This is a genomic window from Tractidigestivibacter scatoligenes (genome assembly GCF_001494635.1).
GTDB lineage: Bacteria > Actinomycetota > Coriobacteriia > Coriobacteriales > Atopobiaceae > Tractidigestivibacter > Tractidigestivibacter scatoligenes.
This window is the reverse complement of record NZ_LOJF01000011.1, coordinates 111956-129919: the sequence shown is the minus strand read 5'-3', so window position 1 is coordinate 129919 and position 17964 is coordinate 111956. Positions and strand designations below refer to the sequence as shown.

Here is a 17964-nt window from a genome sequence, read left to right as displayed (position 1 = left end):
CGCCCATGGATGCTCCGCAGCAGGCGCCCGCGGGCACTGCCCCGAGCGTGGGGGCCGCTGCGGGACGCATCGACAGGACGCTCGCCCTCACGGACGGCGTATCGCGTCTGCGCTACGTCTCGTCGCGGGGCGCGTCCTCGCGGCTCGACGCGCTGGAGCGCCTGGGCATCCACCGCGTGCGCGACCTCTTCCTGCACATCCCGCACCGCTACGTGGACTACTCACACGTGGTGCCGATAAGCCATGCGGACGTGGGCAGCGAGGTTACGGTGGTGGGCACCGTCGACAAGGTGGAGCTCAAGCGGCCCCGCCCTCGCCTCACGGTAGTTGAGCTTTACGTGTTCGACCAGACGGGTGTGCTCTCGGCGAGCTTCTTCGGCCAGCCCTGGCTGGCCGAGCAGGTCAAGCGCGGCGACAAGGTGGCACTCTCGGGCAAGGTCGAGTTTGCCTACGGCTTCAAGCAGATGCGCGCACCCTTCCATGAGATTCTCGACCAAAGCGCCAGCGCCTCGGCCTACAGGCGCGTGCTGCCTGTGCACCCCGTGGGGGAGGGCATCACTACCTCTTGGATGCGCCGCATTGTCTCGTGCGCTCTTGCCGACGTGGGGGACGTGGCGGACTGGCTGCCTGCCCCGCTCGCCGCGCGCCACGGACTCATGACGCTCGCGCGTGCCATCCGCGAGGTCCACTTCCCGCAGACCCTTACCACGGCCGAGCAGGCCCGAAGGCGCCTCGCCTACGACGAGCTCCTCTGCCTTCAGGTGGCCCTCCTCAGCCGCCAGGCCATCGAGCTGGGAGACGTCCGCGCCACAACGCACAAGACATCGGGCCCACGCATGGACGCCCTTCTCGCCGCGCTGCCCTTCTCGCTTACGGACGAGCAGCGCACCGCCGCGGACCAGATCCTTGCCGACATGGCGGCCCCCCGCATCATGAACCGTCTGCTTTTGGGCGACGTTGGCACAGGCAAGACAGCCGTTGCCGCCGTGGCGCTTGCCGCCGTGGCAGACACGGGCACCCAGGCCGCTGTTATGGCGCCCACCTCAGTCCTTGCGCGCCAGTATGCCGAGAAGCTCGGGCCCGTGCTCGATGCGGCGGGCATCACCTGGGCGCTTGTCACGGGGGCGACGCCCGCTGCAGAGCGCGCGGAGACGGCAAGACGCACGGCCGCAGGCGAGCTCTGCGTGACCTTTGGTACCACGGCGCTCCTCTCAGACGACATCACATTCGCTCGCCTCACGTTTGTGGTCATCGACGAGCAGCACCGCTTTGGCGTGGATCAGCGCGCTTCGCTGCGCCGCAAGGGGGCGGGCGCCGACCTTCTTACCATGACGGCAACACCCATCCCGCGCACGCTCGCGCTCTCCATCTATGGTGACGTGTCGCTCTCGTGCATACGCAGGCGCCCCAGGGCCACCGCCGGCGTCACCACGCGCGTCATCACGCCCGAGAACCTCGACCTCGCCTACGGCTCCATCCGCAGCGCCGTGGACGCGGGCCACCAGGCCTACGTGATCTGCCCCCTGGTAGACGATGCCGATACTGGCGACAGCCTGGGGACGGACCTCGACGACGTGCCGGAGTCGCAGCGAAGCAGAAGTGCCCACGTTCGTTCTGCAACCTCGACCGTGGCCGTGCTCTCGGAGCGCGTGTTCCCGGATCTCTCTTGCGCGCTGCTTACTGGTCGTATGTCCGCTGCCGAGAAGGACGCAGTCATGGAGGACTTCCGTGCCGGGAAGGTGAACGTGCTGGTCTCAACCACGGTGGTGGAAGTGGGCGTCGACGTACCCAATGCCACGGTGATGCTCGTGCATGACGCCGACCGCTTTGGCCTGGCGACCCTGCACCAGCTGCGCGGGCGTGTGGGCCGTGGCGACTGGCCGGGCGAGGTGTGGCTCTCGTGCGCGGCAAAGCAGGGCACGCCGGCGCGCAAGCGCCTCTCGGCATTGGAGCACACCGCTGACGGCTTCGAGCTGGCACGGCTCGACCTCAAGCTGCGCCGCGAGGGCGAGGTCCTGGGGTATCGCCAGCACGGCGGCATCACGCTGCGCGTGAGCGACCTTTCCGCCGACGAGGATCTCGTGGTGGCGGCGCACGAGGACGCACAGGAGATCTTTGCCAAGGACCCCTCCCTTTCCAGCCCAGCCTTGAGGCCCATGGCGCTGGAGGCCAGGGACCGCTTTGGCGCCTACTTCGAGGAGCTAGACAAGGCATGAGAGTTGTTGGCGGCAAGTGGGGCGGCATGCCCCTGGAGTCCCCGGAGGGCCGTGGCGTTACGCGCCCCACGACAGACCGTAATCGCGAGGCCGTGGCGTCGATGATCCTCTCGGCGCGCGGGCTAAACCTGGAGGGATCCTCGGTGCTCGACGCATTCGCGGGCTCCGGCGCCATGGGCATTGAGCTGCTCTCGCGCGGGGCGGCTCGCTGCACCTTCATCGACCAGGACGCGCGCGCTGCCGCCCGGGTTCGCCGCAACCTTGCTAAGGTTGGCGCCGAGAAGGGCGCCTACGCCGTGCTGCGTGGCGATGCCTGCCAGCTTGCCGAGCGCGGCCGCATTGCCGGGGCACCCTTCGACGTTGTCTTTCTCGACCCGCCCTATGCTCTGCCGGCGAGCGTCGTCAGTGCTATGCTCGTACATCTTTACGCACAGGATGCGCTGCGCCCCGAGGCCATCGTGGTCTACGAGCGCTCCGCAGACGCGCCAGCGCTCAACGTGCCGGGGCTTATCCCCGTGCGCACCAAGCGCTATGGCATCACCTGCGTGGACCTTCTTATGGCGAAAGGACAGGACGTTGACTAGCGAGCTCTGCACCCACGTGGTGGTGCCCGGTACCTTCGACCCGGTGACCCTGGGCCACATGGACGTGATTCGCCGCGCCCGCAAGCTCTTCCCGCAGGTCACCGTTGCCGTGGCGGAGTCGCGCCGCAAGAACGGCACGGGCACCGAGTTCACGCTCGAGGAGCGCGTGGACATGCTCAAGGGTGCCCTTCGTGATAACGGCATGACCGACGGCATCGAGGTGGTGCCCTTCTGCGGCCTTCTTGTGGAGTTCTGCAAGGAGCGCGGGGCGGGCGGCGTGGTCAAGGGCTTGCGTGCCACGACGGACTTCGAGTACGAGCTTCAACAGGCAGATCTCAACACCTACATGGCACCTGACCTGGAGTCGATCTTCGTGATGTCGAGCCCCAAGTACGGCTACGTCTCCTCGTCCATCGTGCGCGAGATCGCTGCGATGGGCGGCGACGTGGATTTCCTCGTTCCGCCCAACGTGGCCGAGCGGCTCCGTGCGCACTATGCGTGAGCTTTGGCTCGCTTGGAGACTTGCAGCGCTTTTCTGCTACCATCAAAGTGATATGCCCCTCGGGCAGCGCACGGGAACGCCCGAGCAGTGGCCCACACTCGAAAGGAGACCTGGATGCAGCCGGGTGAGGAAATAGAGAGCCTGGTCGACGAGCTCGAGCAGCTAGTGAACGAGGCGAAGTCCCCGCTTACCGGCGGCGGCCAGAAGAAGATCGTCGACGCACAGGACGTGTACGAGATTCTCGACGAGATCCGCAGGGTCTTCCCGCAGGAGTTCCAGGACGCACGCCGCATCCTCAAGGAGGAGCAGGAGACGCTGGACCGCGCTCAGCAGCAGGCCGACAGCATCATTGCCGACGCCCAGCAGCAGGCCATGATTCTTGCCGGCGACCAGGAGGTCGTCCGTCTCGCCCAGCAACAGGCAGACAGCATCAAGGACCAGGCGGCCCAGTACGAGCGTGACACCCGCTACAACGCCGAGGAGTACGCGGACACTGTGCTCGCGCACCTCGAGGAAAACCTCAAGTCGCTCACCAACTCGGTCTCCCGCGTCCGCCAGACGCTCGACGAGAACTCCGGCCCGCGCAACACTTCGAACAACGTTCCCTGGTAAGCGCCATGCAGCCTGTGATTCTTGCACTTGACGCGCGCCTGGGTGAGGCAGGTGACACCCTGCCCCTGAAGGGCCACCTCGACGAGACGTCCTACACCCTTGGCGAGCGCGAGTTCTCGCTGCCCTCCGGCATCGACTACGACCTCATGCTCACCAACGCCGGTGAAGGCATCCTCGCCACGGGCATCCTCACCACGCACGTGGTGGGCACCTGCGACCGCTGCCTCAGCCCCGCGGAGTTCGACGTGAGCGGCGAGGTCGATGAGTACTACCTCTTCGAGGAGCCTGAGGACACGGGCGACGACGATGACGACGAGCTGGACTTCTCGCTCGTCTCGGCTGACAACACCATCGACCTCTCGGGCGCGCTCCTCTCGGCGCTTGTCATGGAGACGCCCTTTGTGGTTCTGTGCCGTCCGGATTGCAAGGGCCTCTGCCCCGTCTGCGGCGCCAATCTCAACGAGGAGGACTGTGGCCACGCAGCCCAGATCGAGGAGGACCGTCTGAAGGCAAGCCCGTTTGCCGTTCTCGCCTCGCTCGACCTGGACCACGATGAGGGCGAGAAGGACGATGCGCCTGTCTCTGGCGAGCAGTCCCAGGGCGACAAACCGGATGCAGAGTGAAGATATTGCTGCATCTGGCGCATATGCCCAATTGCGTGGTATAGTCATCTACGCATGATTTTTTGGTCAAGTTGCCCCGCGTCTCCACGAGGGGCGCGGTGTAAGAGCAAGAGAGGTTCAAGATGGCAGTTCCTAAGCAGAAAAAGGGCCGTGGAGCCACGCACACCCGTCGTTCGGCCAACAGCAAGGTCGCCACTCCGGCCCGTTCCGTGTGCCCGCGTTGCGGAGCCCCCAAGCTCCCGCACCACGTGTGCCCCAACTGCGGCTACTACAAGGACCGCGAGGTCGTTGTCACCGAGTAGCCCCATGCCTGCAACATGGCCTGGGAGGTCGGTCCCTTCTGGGGTCGGCCTCCTTTTTTAATCTTGCGCGCGAGCGCCCCACAGCAACCTTGGAGGATAGATGACCACCATCTGCGTTGACGTCATGGGCTCCGACCGCGAGCCTTCCGTGCTGCTCGAAGGCGTTGCCAAGGCTCTCGAGCTTGACCCTCAGCTCAAGGTCCTCGTGGCGGGCGACGCCTCCGTGGTCGAGCCCTTCGCGCGCGACCACGAGCGTGCAGAGGCCCTCGTGACCACCGAGGTCATCGCCATGGACGAGCATCCCGCCTCCGCCGTGCGCAAGAAGAAGGATGCAAGCATCGTTCGCGCCGCCTCGGCGGTGCGCGCCGGCCAAGCGGACGGCCTCTTCTCCGCTGGCTCCACCGGCGCCGTGCTCACCGCCGCGACCTTTGGCATTGGGCGCATCAAGGGCATCCGCCGCCCGGCGCTCACGCTTGCCGCCCCCGGTATCTCGGGCAAGAAGACGGTCCTTCTCGACTGTGGCGCCAACGCGGACGTACAGCCGGACGTGATTGTGCAGTTTGCGCACATGGGCCGCGCCTATGCGCAGGTAGTCTTGGGCGTAGACGAGCCCCGCGTGGCGCTTCTCTGCAACGGCTCGGAGGAAACCAAGGGCTCCGAGCTCGCGCTGTCCTACCACAAGGCGCTGGCAGAGGGCAACTGCGGCTTTGTGGGCAACGCCGAGGGCACAGACCTTCTCGCGGGTACTTTTGACGTTATCGTGGCAGATGGCTTCACGGGCAACGTCGCCCTGAAGACCATCGAGGGCACGGCAAAGTTCATCGTGTCGCGTGTCAAGGCCGCTGCCGGCGAGTCCAAGCGTGCGGGCCTGGGTGCCCTCATGCTCAAGCCGGCGCTCAAGACCGTTGCGGGCGAGCTCTCTGGTGACGAGATGGGCGGTGCCGTCCTTCTCGGCCTGCGCGCTCCTGTGGTCAAGGGCCACGGCAGCACCAGCGCCGAGGCCGTGGCCAGCGGCACACTTGCCTGCGCCCGTGCCGCTCGCGGACAGCTCTGCGAACGTATTGCCAAGGCCTGCGAGAAGGCCGAGTAACGGGTACCATAAGCTCGTGTGCGCGGTGCCACGCGGCCCGCGTGAACCGGCAACGTCAATCCGCTAGGAGGAACCCATGGACCATGACGCCATTCTCGAGAAGGTCATCTCGGTTGTGAACGACACCCTCGATGTTCCGGCAGACGTCGAGCTCACCGAGGAGACCGCCTTCAAGGACCTCGGCGCAGACTCCTTCGACCTGCTCGAGCTGGTCACCGCCCTCGAGGATGAGTTCGATCTCACCTTTGACGACGAGGCCCTCGAGAAGATTGCGACCGTGGGCGACGCTGTGAGCGCCATCGAGGCCGCTCAGTAAGCTTTTGTAAGGAGAGCTCTCTCACTTGAACACGCATGAAAAGGTCAGCGAGGTGGAGCGCATCTGCGGCCACCACTTTACCGACAAAAGGCTCATAACGTCCGCCATCACGCACCCCTCGGCGGTGGAGGGAAAGCCTGTCTCGGCCTCCTATGAGAGGCTTGAGTTCCTGGGCGACTCCATCCTGGGCGCCATTGTGGCCACCGAGCTCTTCGAGCGCTTCCCCGGGCTCGACGAGGGTGCGCTCACAAGGCTCAAGATCTCGCTCGTCTCGGGCGAGACGCTCTCCGAGGTGTCGGGCGACCTTGGGATAGCTCCGCTCATCGTGGTGGGCGAGTCCGAGAAGGGCACGCACGCGCGCGGGATGCACTCCGCCCTCGAGAACGTCTACGAGTCCATCGTGGGCGCCCTCTACCTTGATGCCGGCTACGAGGACACGCGAAGATTCGTGCTCGACACGCTTTCCTCGCACTTTACGCCCGAGCTTGTCGACCGTCTCTCCGAGCGGCCGATAAACCCCAAGTCGCGCCTGCAGGAGATCACCCAGCGCGACCTCCGCCTTGCTCCCGAGTACAAGCTCGTGGGCGAGGAGGGCCCCGCGCACGACCCCACCTTCACCTCCGTTGTGCTGGTCGATGGCAAGCGCGTGGGCCGGGGTTCCGGCCCCTCCAAGAAGAGCTCCGAGAACGCCGCCGCCGCGGACGCGCTCGAGCGCATGGGACAGGGCGGCGACAAGGGGGCAGACGCCAGCGTCGCCCCCGCTGACGCCGACGAGCACTAGCCCGAGAAGCGAGAGGACCACCCTTGTATCTGAAGTCGCTCACCCTCAAGGGCTTCAAGTCCTTCGCCGACAGGACATCCATGTCCTTCGACCCCGGCCTCAACGTGGTTGTGGGTCCCAACGGCTCGGGCAAGTCGAACGTCTCTGACGCCATTCTCTGGGTCCTGGGCGAGCAGAGCGCCAAGATGCTCCGTGGCCAGGCCATGGAGGACGTGATCTTCTCGGGTAGCTCCGCAAGGCCCGCCGTGGGCGTGGCAGAGGTTACGCTGGTACTCGACAACTCAGACCACACGCTGCCCATCGACTTCTCCGAGGTGGGCATCACGCGCCGGATGTATCGCTCGGGCGAGTCCGAGTACCTCATCAACGGCGCGCCCGCGCGCCTTATGGACGTGCAGGACATCCTCCACGACTCCGGCCTGGGCAAGGACACCCACTCGATCATCAGCCAAGGCAAGCTTGACTCCATCCTCCAGAGCCGCCCTGAGGAGCGCCGCGAGCTCATCGAGGAGGCGGCAGACATCTCCAAGCACCGCAGGCGCAAGGAGCGCAGCCTTCGCAAACTCTCCTCGATGGATGACAACCTTGCGCGCGCCAAGGTGGTCGAGCGTGAGATTAACCGCCAGCTCAGGCCCCTCGAGCGGCAGGTCGATAAGGCAAAGCGCGCCCACGACATCACCGAGCGCCTGACCGAGCTGCGCACGCAGCTCGCGGTTGACGACCTGCGCCGCCTGCAGGCCTCCTACGGCACGCTCTCGGCCCGCGGCCGCGAGGCCGACGCCGCCGTCGAGCTTGCCCAGTACCGCCTGGACGAGAAGTCCGCAGAGCTCGAGAAGTACCAGTCGCTCCTCGAGCAGAAGGGCCTCTTTGTGGGCGACCTCGGCGAGCAGCGTCGCCGCATGCAGGACATCCTCGGCCGCATGGACTCGGACATGCGCCTTCTGGAGGAGAAGGGCAAGAACATGGTCTCGCGCCTCTCCGAGATGCGCATGCAGCTCTCGACCATGCGCAAGCAGCGCGCGGATGTGACCGAGGAGCACGAGCGCGTGGCCGGGGACCTCTCTGATGCCCGCGTGCGCCAGCGCGAGCTCGAGGAGGGCATGGAGGCGCTCTCGAAGGCGTCGCGGGACGCCGTGGCGCATCGGCGCGAGCTGGAGGACACCCTCAACAAGCGCCAGGCAGACGAGCGCCAGGCGCGCGCCGAGGCAGATAGGGAGACCCTCGCCTTTGCCAAGCTCGAGGACCAGATCTCGAACGCCGAGGTCGAGGACGGCATGTACAAGAGCCGCCTCGAGCAGGTGGCAGAGACCCTCGCCACAACCGAGGAGGCGCTGGCCGAGAGGGGAGAGCGCAAGGCTCGCGTGGAGGCACAGCTCGCCGACGCCCGTGCCAAGGCGGAGGAGCTTGCCGGCACCATTGCCGAGGCCCAGGCCGCGCTCAAGCGCGCCCGTGACGAGGAACGCTCTGCTCGCACCAAGCTCTCATCCTCCGAAGCCACCCTCTCGGCGCTGCGCTCGGTTGACGCCAACGTGGAGAAGGCAAGCCCGCTCGTGGAGGCAGTCTCCAAGGGAAAGGCGGCGGACCTTGTCGAGTGCCGCCTGGCAGACCTCATCGACGCCGACGAGGCAACGGAGTCCCTGGTAGAGCGCCTGCTCGGTGATGACCTTGCCGCCTTTGTGGTGGCAAGCGCCACGGACGCGGGCATGCTCGCGGCCTCCGCGCTCTCGCAGGGGCGCGCCGAGGGCAGGGCGACCGTGGTCTTCCGCGAGGCCGTACCCGCTGCGGTGGCGGCGGAGGGCGCCCCCGGCGAGGCGCTCATCTCGCACCTGCGCGTCTCTGACGCTGCGCGCCCGCTCCTCACGGCGCTTCTCGGCGACATCAGGCTCGTGGGTAGCGCCGAGGAGGCCATCCGCGCGCATCAGGCCATGCCGGCGTTCACCTACGTCACGCAGGACGGCGTCACCGTCACGCCCGATGGTCGCTGCGTGGTTGGCACTGCGCCCTCGACCGAGGCGGGCGCCCTCGAGCGCAAGCGCCGCATTCGAGCCCTCGAGGAGGGCATGGGGGAGCTGCGTGCATCGCTCGGGGCTGCGACGGAGGCCGTGAGTGCGGCAGAGGCTGCGCTTGCCGCGTCGCGCGATGGTGCCGCGGCCGCAAAAGGCGACGTCGCGCGACTCTCGGGTGAGCTCTCCTCAGTTACGTCCGAGATGGGGCGCCTGGACGCGCAGCGCCAGCGCGCGGCAGACGAGCAACGCCAGGTCACGCGCCAGCGAGACGCTGCATCCGAGCGCGCGGCAGACGCCCGCTCGCACATCGAGGAGCACAAGGCAGCCGCCGCAGCGGCACGCGCCAAGGCGGAGGAGCTGGCCGGTGGCCTGGGCGACCTGCGTACGCAGCACGACGAGGCCGTGCGCGCCCAGGGCAAGGCGTCCCACGAGCTCTCTGACGCGCGCCTCGAGCTTGCGATGGCCAAGGAGCGCGCCAAGAACCTCTCGTCGCGCGAGCGCGAGCTTGCCAACCGCAAGCACGACCTCGACGCACGCATCGTGGCCACCGAGGAGGGCTCGCGCGCCCTTGAGGTGGTGCGCCTGCGCGTCGACCCTCTCCACGACCGCTATGACGCCATCCGCACCCGTGCGCTCGACTGGGCCGCGCGCCTCAAGGACCGCGCCTCTCTTGCCGAGGCGGACTCCGACTCCCTTAAGCGCACCATCGGAGACGCCAAGTCTGCCGTGAATGACGCCACCGCCGAGCTCACCCGCGCCCGCGACGCCGCCTCTGCGGTCAAGGTCGACCTCGGTCGCCTGGAGGTGCAGGTCCAAAACGCCATCGAGGCCATTCAGGCCGCGGGTGCCGTTCTCGACGAGGCGCTTTCGCTTCCCGCGCCAGACGACCGCGAGGCCGCCGAACGTGAGGCAGACCAGCTCGAGAGCCAGCTTGCCTCCATCGGCCCCGTGAACGAGGTCGCGATGGACGAGTACATCCGCCTGAAGCAGCGTGCGGACTACATTGGCGAGCAGGTCGAAGATCTCGAGGCCGCCCGCGTGGCGCTCAAGAAGATCAACGCCGCCATCGACCGCAAGATGCGCAACAGGTTCCTCGTGGTCTTCGACAAGGTGAACGAGAACTTCTCGGAGATCTTCTCGATGCTCTTCCCAGGCGGCCACGCCCACATCGAGATGACAGACCCGGACAACCTCTCCGAGACGGGCATCGAGATCGTGGCACAGCCCAGGGGTAAGCGCATCACCAAGATGTCGCTCATGTCCGGCGGCGAGAAGTCCCTCACGGCGCTGGCGCTGCTCTTTGCCGTCTACAAGACGCGTACGGTGCCCTTCTACGTGTTCGACGAGGTGGAGGCCGCGCTCGACGACTCCAACCTCTCCAAGCTCCTTGACGCCATCGAGCAGCTCAAGGACACGACGCAGCTCATCGTCATCTCGCACCAGAGAAGGACGATGGAGCAGGCCGACGTCCTCTACGGCGTCTCCATGCAGGCCGACGGCGTGAGTCACGTCGTCTCTCAGCGCCTCGACAAGGCGACTGGAAAGGTGGTCGATGCCTGATGGGTTTCTTCGACAGGCTGAAAAGCGGCCTCTCGCGCTCGCGCGAGGCCATCAACGAGATTTTCTACATGGGCGGCGAGGTCGACGAGGACTTCTGGGAGGACCTCGAGGACACGCTCGTGATGGGCGACATGGGCGGCGAGCTTGCCATGCGCGTGACCGATGACCTGCGCGAGCAGGCCGCGCGCGAGAACCTCAACCGCGCAGACCAGCTGCGCGACGCCCTCGCCAAGCGCCTTGCTCAGGAGTTCCGCACGGCAGACCGCGACCCCTTCGAAGACGTGCCCTCGTGCGTCCTCTTTGTGGGCATCAACGGCGCCGGCAAAACCACCACGGTGGGCAAGCTTGCCGGTCGCGCCCGTGGCGAGGGCAAGAGCTGCCTTATCGGCGGTGCCGACACCTTCCGCGCCGCAGCCATCGAGCAGCTCGAGGTGTGGGGCACGCGCGCCGGCGTGGACGTCATCACCCGCGAGCGCGGGGCGGACCCGGCGAGCGTCTGTTACGACGTGGTCGAGGAGGCCGAGAAGCGCGGCACGCAGCTGGTGCTCATTGACACGGCAGGTCGCCTGCACACCTCGTCCGACCTCATGCGCGAGCTTGCCAAGGTGGTCAACGTCACCCGCAAGCGCTGCACCTCTATGCCGGTCACCGTTGTCCTTGTGATTGACGCCACCACCGGCCAGAACGGCCTTGCGCAGGCCAAGGAGTTCAACGACGCCCTTGACCTCGACGGGCTTATCGTCACCAAGCTTGACGGCACCGCCAAGGGCGGCATCGCGCTTGCGATCTCTGACCAGCTGGGGCTTCCCATCTACCGCATTGGCGTGGGAGAGTCCATCGACGACCTTGAGACCTTCGACGCGCTCGACTTCTGCCGTGCGCTCGTTGGGGAAGGAAAGTAGCCATGTTCAACAGCCTCTCCGAACGCCTCCAGGACACCTTCGACAAGCTCCGCGGCAAGGGCAAGCTCACCGAGGCCGACATCAACGTGGCCATGCGCGAGATCCGCATGGCCCTGCTCGAGGCCGACGTCAACTTCCGCGTGGTCAAGGACTTTGTCGCCTCCTGCAAGGAGAAGTGCCTTACAGCCGAGGTCCTGGACTCGCTCACGCCCGCGCAGAACGTGGTGCGCATCGTGCTCGACCAGCTCACCGAGCTTCTCGGCACCACCGAGTCCAAGCTCGTGCTGGCGCAGAACCGCACGCCCAACGTGATCATGCTCGTGGGCCTGCAGGGCTCGGGCAAGACCACGGCTGCGGCCAAGCTTGCCTACCTCCTGAAGGGCCAGGGTCACTCTCCGCTGCTTGCCGCCTGCGACACGCACCGTCCCGCAGCTGCCGACCAGCTTGCCACCCTCGGTGCCGAGATTGGCGTACCGGTCTATCGCGGCGACGGCAAGGACGCGGTCAAGGTTGCCTCCGAGTCCATCCACGAGGCTGTTGACCACCTCAACGACATCGTGATTGTGGATACCGCCGGCCGCCTGCAGATCGACGAGGAGATGATGCAGGAGGCGGTTGCCATCAAGCAGGCTGTCAGGCCCGACCAGATCCTCATGGTGGTCGACGCCATGACCGGCCAGGACATCGTGAACGTGGTCCAGACCTTCGCCGAGCGCGTGGACTTTGACGGCGTCATCATGTCCAAGCTCGATGGCGACGCCCGCGGCGGCGGCGCGCTCTCCGTGCGTGCGGTGACGGGTAAGCCCATCAAGTTTGTCTCAATGGGCGAGAAGCCCGACTCGCTCGAGGTCTTCCACCCCGATCGCATGGCCAAGCGCATCCTGGGCATGGGTGACGTTTACGGCATCATCGAGCAGGCCCAGAAGGTGGCCGACCAGGAGCAGATCGACGCCGCCGAGCGCATGCTGCGCGAAGGCTTCACGATGGACGATCTGCTCAACCAGATGCAGCAGATCAGGAAGATGGGCGGCCTGGCCAAGATCATCTCGGCGCTGCCTGGCGGCGAGCGTGCGATGGCACAGCAGGGCGGCGTGGACGAGAGCTCGCTTGGGCGCATCGAGGCCATGATTCACTCCATGACCAAGGAGGAGCGCGCACGGCCAAAAATCATCAACGGCCAGCGCAGGAAGCGCATCGCGGCAGGCTCTGGACGCAGCGTCCAAGAGGTCAACCAGCTCCTCAAGCAGTGGGGCGAGATGAACAAGATGATGAGTAAGATGCGCGCTGCCACCCAGGGTGGCAGCAAGAAGCAGCGCCGCCAGATGCAGTCGATGATGCGCAACATGGGCATGGGCGGCGGCATGCCCGGTGGCATGGGTGGCCGTGGTTGGGGCATGTAGCAGCGGCTTTCGCGCGGCCGTCGGAGCCCTTCTCGTCTCCGGCGGCCGCCACTACCCCAATGCTTCCCGGGTCCGGTAGCCGCCGCTACCCCCAATGCCTCCCGTTCTCGGAGAATAGCTCCTTTTCTTAAAACGACTGCTCGCCAACTGCGGAAACGTGGGCTGCGTTTAAGAAAAGGAGCTAACCTCTGATATGAGAAGCTCCTCTCGCGCTGAAATGACGGCGGAGACCACGTTGCCGCAGCAATCACGCACGAAAAGCCCCCTCCGGCGCCAAACGACACCGGAGAGGGCTCCGTCTCCGTTCACACCCCGTTGTACAAACGCCCTGCTATTCGTGGATGATAACCACGTCGCCTACGTTGCACAGCGAGTAGAGCTCGTCGGCCTTCTCGTACGAAAGGTTGATGCAGCCATGGCTGCCGTTCGTGAGGTAGATGTCGCCGCCAAAGGCAGAGCGCCAGGGCGCGTTGTGGAATCCCATGAGATTGCCCACGACGCCCATCCAGAAGTCCACGTGGCTGACCCACGCCGGGTTACCGGACTCGTCGTTGGGGCCAATGAGGGTGGAGGGGCTCTCCTTGTTCGTGATGGTCCACGTTCCCTGCGTGGTGTCGTGCGAGAGGCTCGGCTGGCCGGTCACGACGTCAGCCTCCCAGATAACGGAGCCGTCAGAGTCGAAGAAGATCGCATGCTGGTCGGAAATGTCCACGTCGATGAAGCGCGTGGGCCAGTCCTGCCCGCCGGGGTTGTACGTGTCGGCCGTCTGGTAGCAGGGCATCTCCAGCGTGGTAGGGGAGCCGGCGGTGATGTTGTTGTAGATGTCCTGTGCCGTCTCGTCACCGTTGATGGACCAGCCATAGACGCCGCCCGCAACCACGGACTCCTCGACGCCGTCCGGCCGCGTGTAGGTGCGCGCCGTGCCCACGGAATCGGTCTTCTCAGAGAGGTCGCCCTTTGCCCAGGTTGTGATGGCGTCCTGGTTAAGCGTGACCGAGAGGTCGTCTCCAATGGCGATCCACTGGGAGATGAGGTCCGCGTCAACGGTGGTGACCTCGGTTCCGCCAAGCGTAAGCGTGACGGTTGCGCCCAGCATGGCGTTGGCCGTGTTTATCGCAGCGTCGACGGACTCGCCACCTTGGAGCGACTCGTCGCCAAGCTCGATGGAGGTTGCCAGCGAGCGAATCTTCCCCTCGACGAACTGCGCGGCGCTTGCCTGGTCGATGCGGCTTGCCTGCGCCGTGTCAGATGCCATATACGTCTTGCTCTCGGCATCGTAGGTGATGCCTGTGTTGTTGGACCCGTCGTCTCCTGCGGTGACCGCGCTCACTGCGTTGGCAAGGGCGGTCGAGACGGCGTTTGCGTCAAGGCTGGTGTAGGTGGAGACGTCTCCGGTCGAGAGGCCCTGCGCCTTCTGCTGCGCAAGCTCAACGGGCCACGCCCAGGGGTGCTGCTGTGCTATGGCGGCGCGCGCCGCGCTCTCTCCGTCATAGGCGAGAGATACGCCGGCGGCCGTGAGGTCGAAGGAGATACCGTCGCCAGAGACGCTCGCCTTCCACCCTGCGGTCTTGCTGGAAGAGAGAGCGCTGGCAACGTCGGCCACGCTCATGAGCGAGACGTCTTGGCCGTCGACGGTGGTCGATGGCATGAAGAAGAAGTTAAAGTACGCAACGCCGCCAAAGTAGGTGGCGAGAAGCACGGCGAGAATGACGAAAAGCGCAATGACGGGGCCACGGCTGTGACGCTTCTTCTCGGGCGTTTGAGCGAAGTGTCCGCCCCGCTTGGGTTGTTCCATGGTAATGGCTGTCTCCCCCTCGATATTGGGCGGCGGGCCGCCTCGGTATGCGTGTCATGTTTGACTATAGTAGCCCAGGGTGGCCAACCGGCCCGACCGCGGGAGTCCGCGCGAGAAAAAGCTCCAAAGGAAAACGCGACGTGCGGTCGAGGCGCGGCAAGCCAGAAGCAGAGGGAGGGGTTGATCTTCGTGAGCATGCAGGTGGTGCGCGTCGATAGTGCGGAAGATCAGCGGCTTGACGCCTACGTCCGGCTAACGGACCGCCAGCTTAGAAGCAAGCTTGAGCCCGAGAACGCCGTGCTCATTGCCGAATCGCGGCTGGTTGTGGAGGTTGCCCTGGACGCAGGCCTTGAGCCCCTCTCGTTTCTTGTCGATGACGCCAGGCTGGAGTCTTGCGCGGACCTTATCGAGCGCGCGGGGTGCGTGGCCTACGTCCTGCCGCACGACCAGATGGAGCAACTCACCGGCTTCAACGTGAACAGGGGACTGCTCTGTGCCATGCGCCGGCCCAAGCCGCGCACCGTAGAGCAGGTACTTCTCGGCGCCCGACACGTTGCCGTCTTGGAGGACCTTGTCGACGTGACCAACGTGGGCGCGGTCTTTCGCTCTGCTGCGGCTTTGGGTGCAGACGCCGTGCTCCTCTCGCCACGCTGCGCGGATCCCCTTGGCAGGCGTGCCGTGCGCGTCTCTATGGGGACGGTCTTCCAGGTCCCGTGGGCGCGCGTCGATGCGGGCGCGTGGCCGATGGGGATTGTGGCCGACCTTCGCGACCGGGGCTTTGAGTGTCTCTCCATGGCACTTGAGGAAGGAGCCGTTCCCATAGACGACCCGTTATTGGCGTCTGCCGAGAAGATCGCACTCTTCTTTGGGTGCGAGGGCTACGGGCTTACGAGGGCAACGTTGGATGCCGTGGGGCGCTCCATTATCATTCCCATGTCGAACGGCGTCGATTCTCTCAACGTTGCCGCTTCCTCGGCGGTTGCGTTTTGGGAGCTCTTCTCGCGCCGGCGGTAGGGAAAGCGCCGAGAAGAAAGCGCCGAGAAATTATTGCGCGTTTTTCCTGACAAACGTATTGTTTGCCCAGTTGCTTAGATTTTTCCCAGGAAAAACGTTCAATAATTCCAGTCACAAAGCGCTCTGTCGGCACCCGGGGCCCACCTGCCCAGGCTTCGGGCTCCTTTGCCCCAGGCTCCTGCCCAGGCTTCGGGCTCCTTTATCCCAAGCTCCTGCCACCCCAAGTAGCTCCCGGGCGTCTCGCCGAAATCACAGCGTTTCTCCCGCAGCGCCAGTGCAGACTAAAGCGATACAACCGTCTGAGGGAGACAACTACATGCAGGAGACAGACGCCGCCCAACTAAAGTACCTCGAGCTTCTCTCCGAGAAGTTCCCAACCACCCAAACCGCGTTCACCGAGATAATCAACCTCGAGGCCATTCTTAACCTGCCCAAGGGCACCGAGCACTTTGTCTCGGACGTCCACGGCGAGTACGAGGCCTTCGAGCACATCCTCAACAACTGCTCCGGCGTCATCCGCGAACGCGTGGAGGAGGTCTTCAACCTCGAGCTCACGGCAAGCGAGCAGGCCGACCTCTGCACGCTCGTCTATTACCCTGCCGAGAAGCTTCGTCGGCTGCGCGAGGAGGGCATGACCACCAGCGAGTGGTACGCCATCACACTCATGCGCCTCGTGCGTCTCGCCCGGCGTCTCTCTGGCTCCTACACCCGCTCCAAGGTGCGCAAGGCCATGCCTGTCGCCTACGCCTACATCATCGACGAGCTACTGCACATCTCGCCCGACGAGCGGGAGGCGCGCCTTGCCTACCACCAGCGCATCATCGACACGATTATCGACACCGGCTCGGCAGATGACTTCATCTGCTCTCTCTCGGCGCTCATCAAGCGTCTGGCGGTGGACCACATGCACCTGGTGGGCGACATCTTCGACCGAGGCCCGCATGCCGACAAGATCTGCGACCGCCTCATGGGCTATCACTCCATCGACATCGAGTGGGGCAACCACGACATCGTGTGGATGGGCGCGGCGTCAGGCTCGGCCGCGTGCCTGGCGGCCGTGATCCGCAACAACATCCACTACGAGAGCCTCTCAATCCTGGAGAGCGCCTACGGCGTGAGTCTGCGCGAGCTGGCGCTCTTCTCCGAGGCAACCTACACGCAAAACGACGGCATGACCCCCATGGAGAAGGCCATCTCGGTCATTCTCTTCAAGCTTGAGGGGCAGGTCATCATGCGCCACCCCAACTGGCACATGGAGGACAGACTCCTGCTGGAGCACGTTGACCCCACCCGGGGCGTGCTCGACCTTAACGGCACCACGTACGAGATGCGCACGCGAGACTTCCCAACGTTCGACCCGGCGCACCCCTACGAGCTCTTGGCGGACGAGAAACGCGTGATGGACGGCCTCATGGACGCTGTGCGCTCCTCGGACAAGCTTCGTGCCCACATCGGCTTCCTCTACGACCACGGCTCCGCTTACCTGGTGCGCAACGGAAACGCGATCTTCCACGCCTGCGTGCCTATGAACGAGGACGGCACCTTCTGCGCAGTGCGCCACCAGGACAGGCTCCTGGCTGGCCGCGAGTACTACGACTACGCCGATCGCCTTGCGCGCCAGGCCTGGCACGAGCACGACCAGGTCTCCCTCGACTGGATGTGGTACCTCTGGTGCGGGCGCTACTCTCCGCTCTCAGGACGCGTGGTGAAGACCTTCGAGCGCACCTATCTCACCGACCGCTCCACCTGGAAGGAGCCGCGTGACCCCTACTTCAGGCTCACCGAGAAGCCCGAGGTAGCGCGGCGCATCCTCACGGAGTTTGGAGCAGACCCGGTGCACGGTCACATCATCAACGGCCACACGCCCGTGCACGCCGCGGATGGTGAGAGTCCTGTCAAGGCGGGCGGGCTGCTCGTGGTGATTGACGGCGGCTTCTGCCAGGCCTATCACAAGACCACAGGGATTGCGGGCTACACCCTTATCTCCGACCCCAGGGGCATGCGCATCAAGGCGCATCGGCCCTTTGGCACCATCGCCGACGTGCTTGACCTCAATGCGGACATCGTGAGCGACGATGACCGCTTCGAGATCTATCCCAGCCCAAAGACCATTGGCGACACTGATACGGGAACCCAGATCCGCGGGCAGGTGGCAGATCTAAGGGCACTTCTCGAGGCATATCGCACGGGTCTTCTGCCCGAGAGGGGATAGGCCCCTGCCGTGCCCTGGCGGGCTTCGTAACGTGCGGCACCCGTGAATG

15 protein-coding genes are annotated in these 17964 nt (G+C 65.4%); 14 read left to right on the top strand and 1 reads right to left on the bottom strand.

Annotation, left to right across the window (positions count from 1 at the left end; genetic code table 11):
• The first annotated feature begins 5 nt into the window (after window positions 1-5).
• The 12 genes from AUL39_RS09230 (at window position 6) to ffh (ending at window position 12894) form a co-directional block, all read left to right on the top strand.
• On the top strand, window positions 6-2216 hold the full coding sequence (locus AUL39_RS09230) for an ATP-dependent DNA helicase RecG (RefSeq protein WP_059055571.1): 2211 nt from the start codon (window positions 6-8) through the stop codon (window positions 2214-2216).
• A complete protein-coding gene (gene rsmD, locus AUL39_RS09225; protein WP_059055569.1) occupies window positions 2213-2800 on the top strand; it encodes a 16S rRNA (guanine(966)-N(2))-methyltransferase RsmD in 588 nt (195 codons plus the stop codon). The genes AUL39_RS09230 and rsmD overlap by 4 nt, the downstream gene beginning before the upstream one ends.
• Entirely contained in the window at window positions 2793-3302 is a 510-nt protein-coding gene (coaD, locus tag AUL39_RS09220) for a pantetheine-phosphate adenylyltransferase (protein WP_059055567.1), read from the top strand. The genes rsmD and coaD overlap by 8 nt, the downstream gene beginning before the upstream one ends.
• Window positions 3303-3416: 114 nt before the next feature.
• A complete protein-coding gene (locus AUL39_RS09215) occupies window positions 3417-3914 on the top strand; it encodes an ATP synthase subunit B family protein (protein ID WP_032111636.1) in 498 nt (165 codons plus the stop codon).
• A 5-nt stretch (window positions 3915-3919) separates the two neighbouring features.
• Entirely contained in the window at window positions 3920-4537 is a 618-nt protein-coding gene (locus AUL39_RS09210; protein ID WP_059055565.1) for a YceD family protein, read from the top strand.
• A 122-nt stretch (window positions 4538-4659) separates the two neighbouring features.
• Window positions 4660-4839 carry a 50S ribosomal protein L32 gene (gene rpmF / locus AUL39_RS09205; protein WP_032111637.1) on the top strand — a complete coding sequence of 60 codons (180 nt, stop codon included), beginning with the start codon at window positions 4660-4662 and terminating at the stop codon, window positions 4837-4839.
• Between the two features lie 100 nt (window positions 4840-4939).
• Window positions 4940-5929, top strand: coding sequence for a phosphate acyltransferase PlsX (gene plsX, locus AUL39_RS09200; RefSeq protein ID WP_059055562.1), 990 nt, complete (start codon window positions 4940-4942; stop codon window positions 5927-5929).
• Window positions 5930-6005: 76 nt separating this feature from the next.
• Window positions 6006-6245 carry an acyl carrier protein gene (locus AUL39_RS09195; protein ID WP_032111639.1) on the top strand — a complete coding sequence of 80 codons (240 nt, stop codon included), beginning with the start codon at window positions 6006-6008 and terminating at the stop codon, window positions 6243-6245.
• 25 nt (window positions 6246-6270) lie between these two features.
• A complete protein-coding gene (rnc, locus tag AUL39_RS09190; protein ID WP_032111640.1) occupies window positions 6271-7026 on the top strand; it encodes a ribonuclease III in 756 nt (251 codons plus the stop codon).
• Between the two features lie 23 nt (window positions 7027-7049).
• Entirely contained in the window at window positions 7050-10592 is a 3543-nt protein-coding gene (gene smc, locus AUL39_RS09185) for a chromosome segregation protein SMC (protein WP_059055560.1), read from the top strand.
• Window positions 10592-11494, top strand: a complete 903-nt coding sequence (gene ftsY, locus AUL39_RS09180) for a signal recognition particle-docking protein FtsY (RefSeq protein WP_059055558.1) — start codon at window positions 10592-10594, stop codon at window positions 11492-11494. Before smc ends, ftsY begins: the two co-directional genes overlap by 1 nt.
• 2 nt (window positions 11495-11496) lie before the next feature.
• Window positions 11497-12894, top strand: coding sequence for a signal recognition particle protein (gene ffh, locus AUL39_RS09175; protein WP_059055556.1), 1398 nt, complete (start codon window positions 11497-11499; stop codon window positions 12892-12894).
• 331 nt (window positions 12895-13225) lie between these two features.
• Here ffh and AUL39_RS09170 read toward each other — a convergent pair whose 3' ends face one another.
• Window positions 13226-14689 (bottom strand): L,D-transpeptidase family protein, encoded by a 1464-nt coding sequence (locus tag AUL39_RS09170; RefSeq protein WP_059055554.1) that lies wholly within the window; start codon window positions 14687-14689, stop codon window positions 13226-13228.
• Between the two features lie 195 nt (window positions 14690-14884).
• On the opposite strand from AUL39_RS09170, the gene AUL39_RS09165 reads away from it, so the two are divergent.
• Both AUL39_RS09165 and AUL39_RS09160 read left to right on the top strand, forming a co-directional pair.
• Complete coding sequence (locus tag AUL39_RS09165) at window positions 14885-15703, top strand: TrmH family RNA methyltransferase (protein ID WP_059055824.1); 819 nt, start codon at window positions 14885-14887, stop codon at window positions 15701-15703.
• Window positions 15704-16019: 316 nt separating this feature from the next.
• Window positions 16020-17915 (top strand): fructose-bisphosphatase class III, encoded by a 1896-nt coding sequence (locus AUL39_RS09160; protein ID WP_059055552.1) that lies wholly within the window; start codon window positions 16020-16022, stop codon window positions 17913-17915.
• Window positions 17916-17964 lie beyond the last annotated feature (49 nt).

Excerpts from the sequence above, each read along its gene's own strand:
- rsmD (WP_059055569.1), top strand. The coding sequence starts at position 2,213 with ATGAGAGTTGTTGGCGGCAAGTGGGGCGGCATGCCCCTGGAGTCCCCG.
- AUL39_RS09210 (WP_059055565.1), top strand. The coding sequence starts at position 3,920 with ATGCAGCCTGTGATTCTTGCACTTGACGCGCGCCTGGGTGAGGCAGGT.
- AUL39_RS09215 (WP_032111636.1), top strand. The coding sequence starts at position 3,417 with ATGCAGCCGGGTGAGGAAATAGAGAGCCTGGTCGACGAGCTCGAGCAG.
- AUL39_RS09170 (WP_059055554.1), bottom strand. The coding sequence starts at position 14,689 with ATGGAACAACCCAAGCGGGGCGGACACTTCGCTCAAACGCCCGAGAAG.
- AUL39_RS09165 (WP_059055824.1), top strand. The coding sequence starts at position 14,885 with ATGCAGGTGGTGCGCGTCGATAGTGCGGAAGATCAGCGGCTTGACGCC.
- ffh (WP_059055556.1), top strand. The coding sequence starts at position 11,497 with ATGTTCAACAGCCTCTCCGAACGCCTCCAGGACACCTTCGACAAGCTC.
- AUL39_RS09195 (WP_032111639.1), top strand. The coding sequence starts at position 6,006 with ATGGACCATGACGCCATTCTCGAGAAGGTCATCTCGGTTGTGAACGAC.
- AUL39_RS09160 (WP_059055552.1), top strand. The coding sequence starts at position 16,020 with ATGCAGGAGACAGACGCCGCCCAACTAAAGTACCTCGAGCTTCTCTCC.
- plsX (WP_059055562.1), top strand. The coding sequence starts at position 4,940 with ATGACCACCATCTGCGTTGACGTCATGGGCTCCGACCGCGAGCCTTCC.
- ftsY (WP_059055558.1), top strand. The coding sequence starts at position 10,592 with ATGGGTTTCTTCGACAGGCTGAAAAGCGGCCTCTCGCGCTCGCGCGAG.
- rpmF (WP_032111637.1), top strand. The coding sequence starts at position 4,660 with ATGGCAGTTCCTAAGCAGAAAAAGGGCCGTGGAGCCACGCACACCCGT.
- AUL39_RS09230 (WP_059055571.1), top strand. The coding sequence starts at position 6 with ATGGATGCTCCGCAGCAGGCGCCCGCGGGCACTGCCCCGAGCGTGGGG.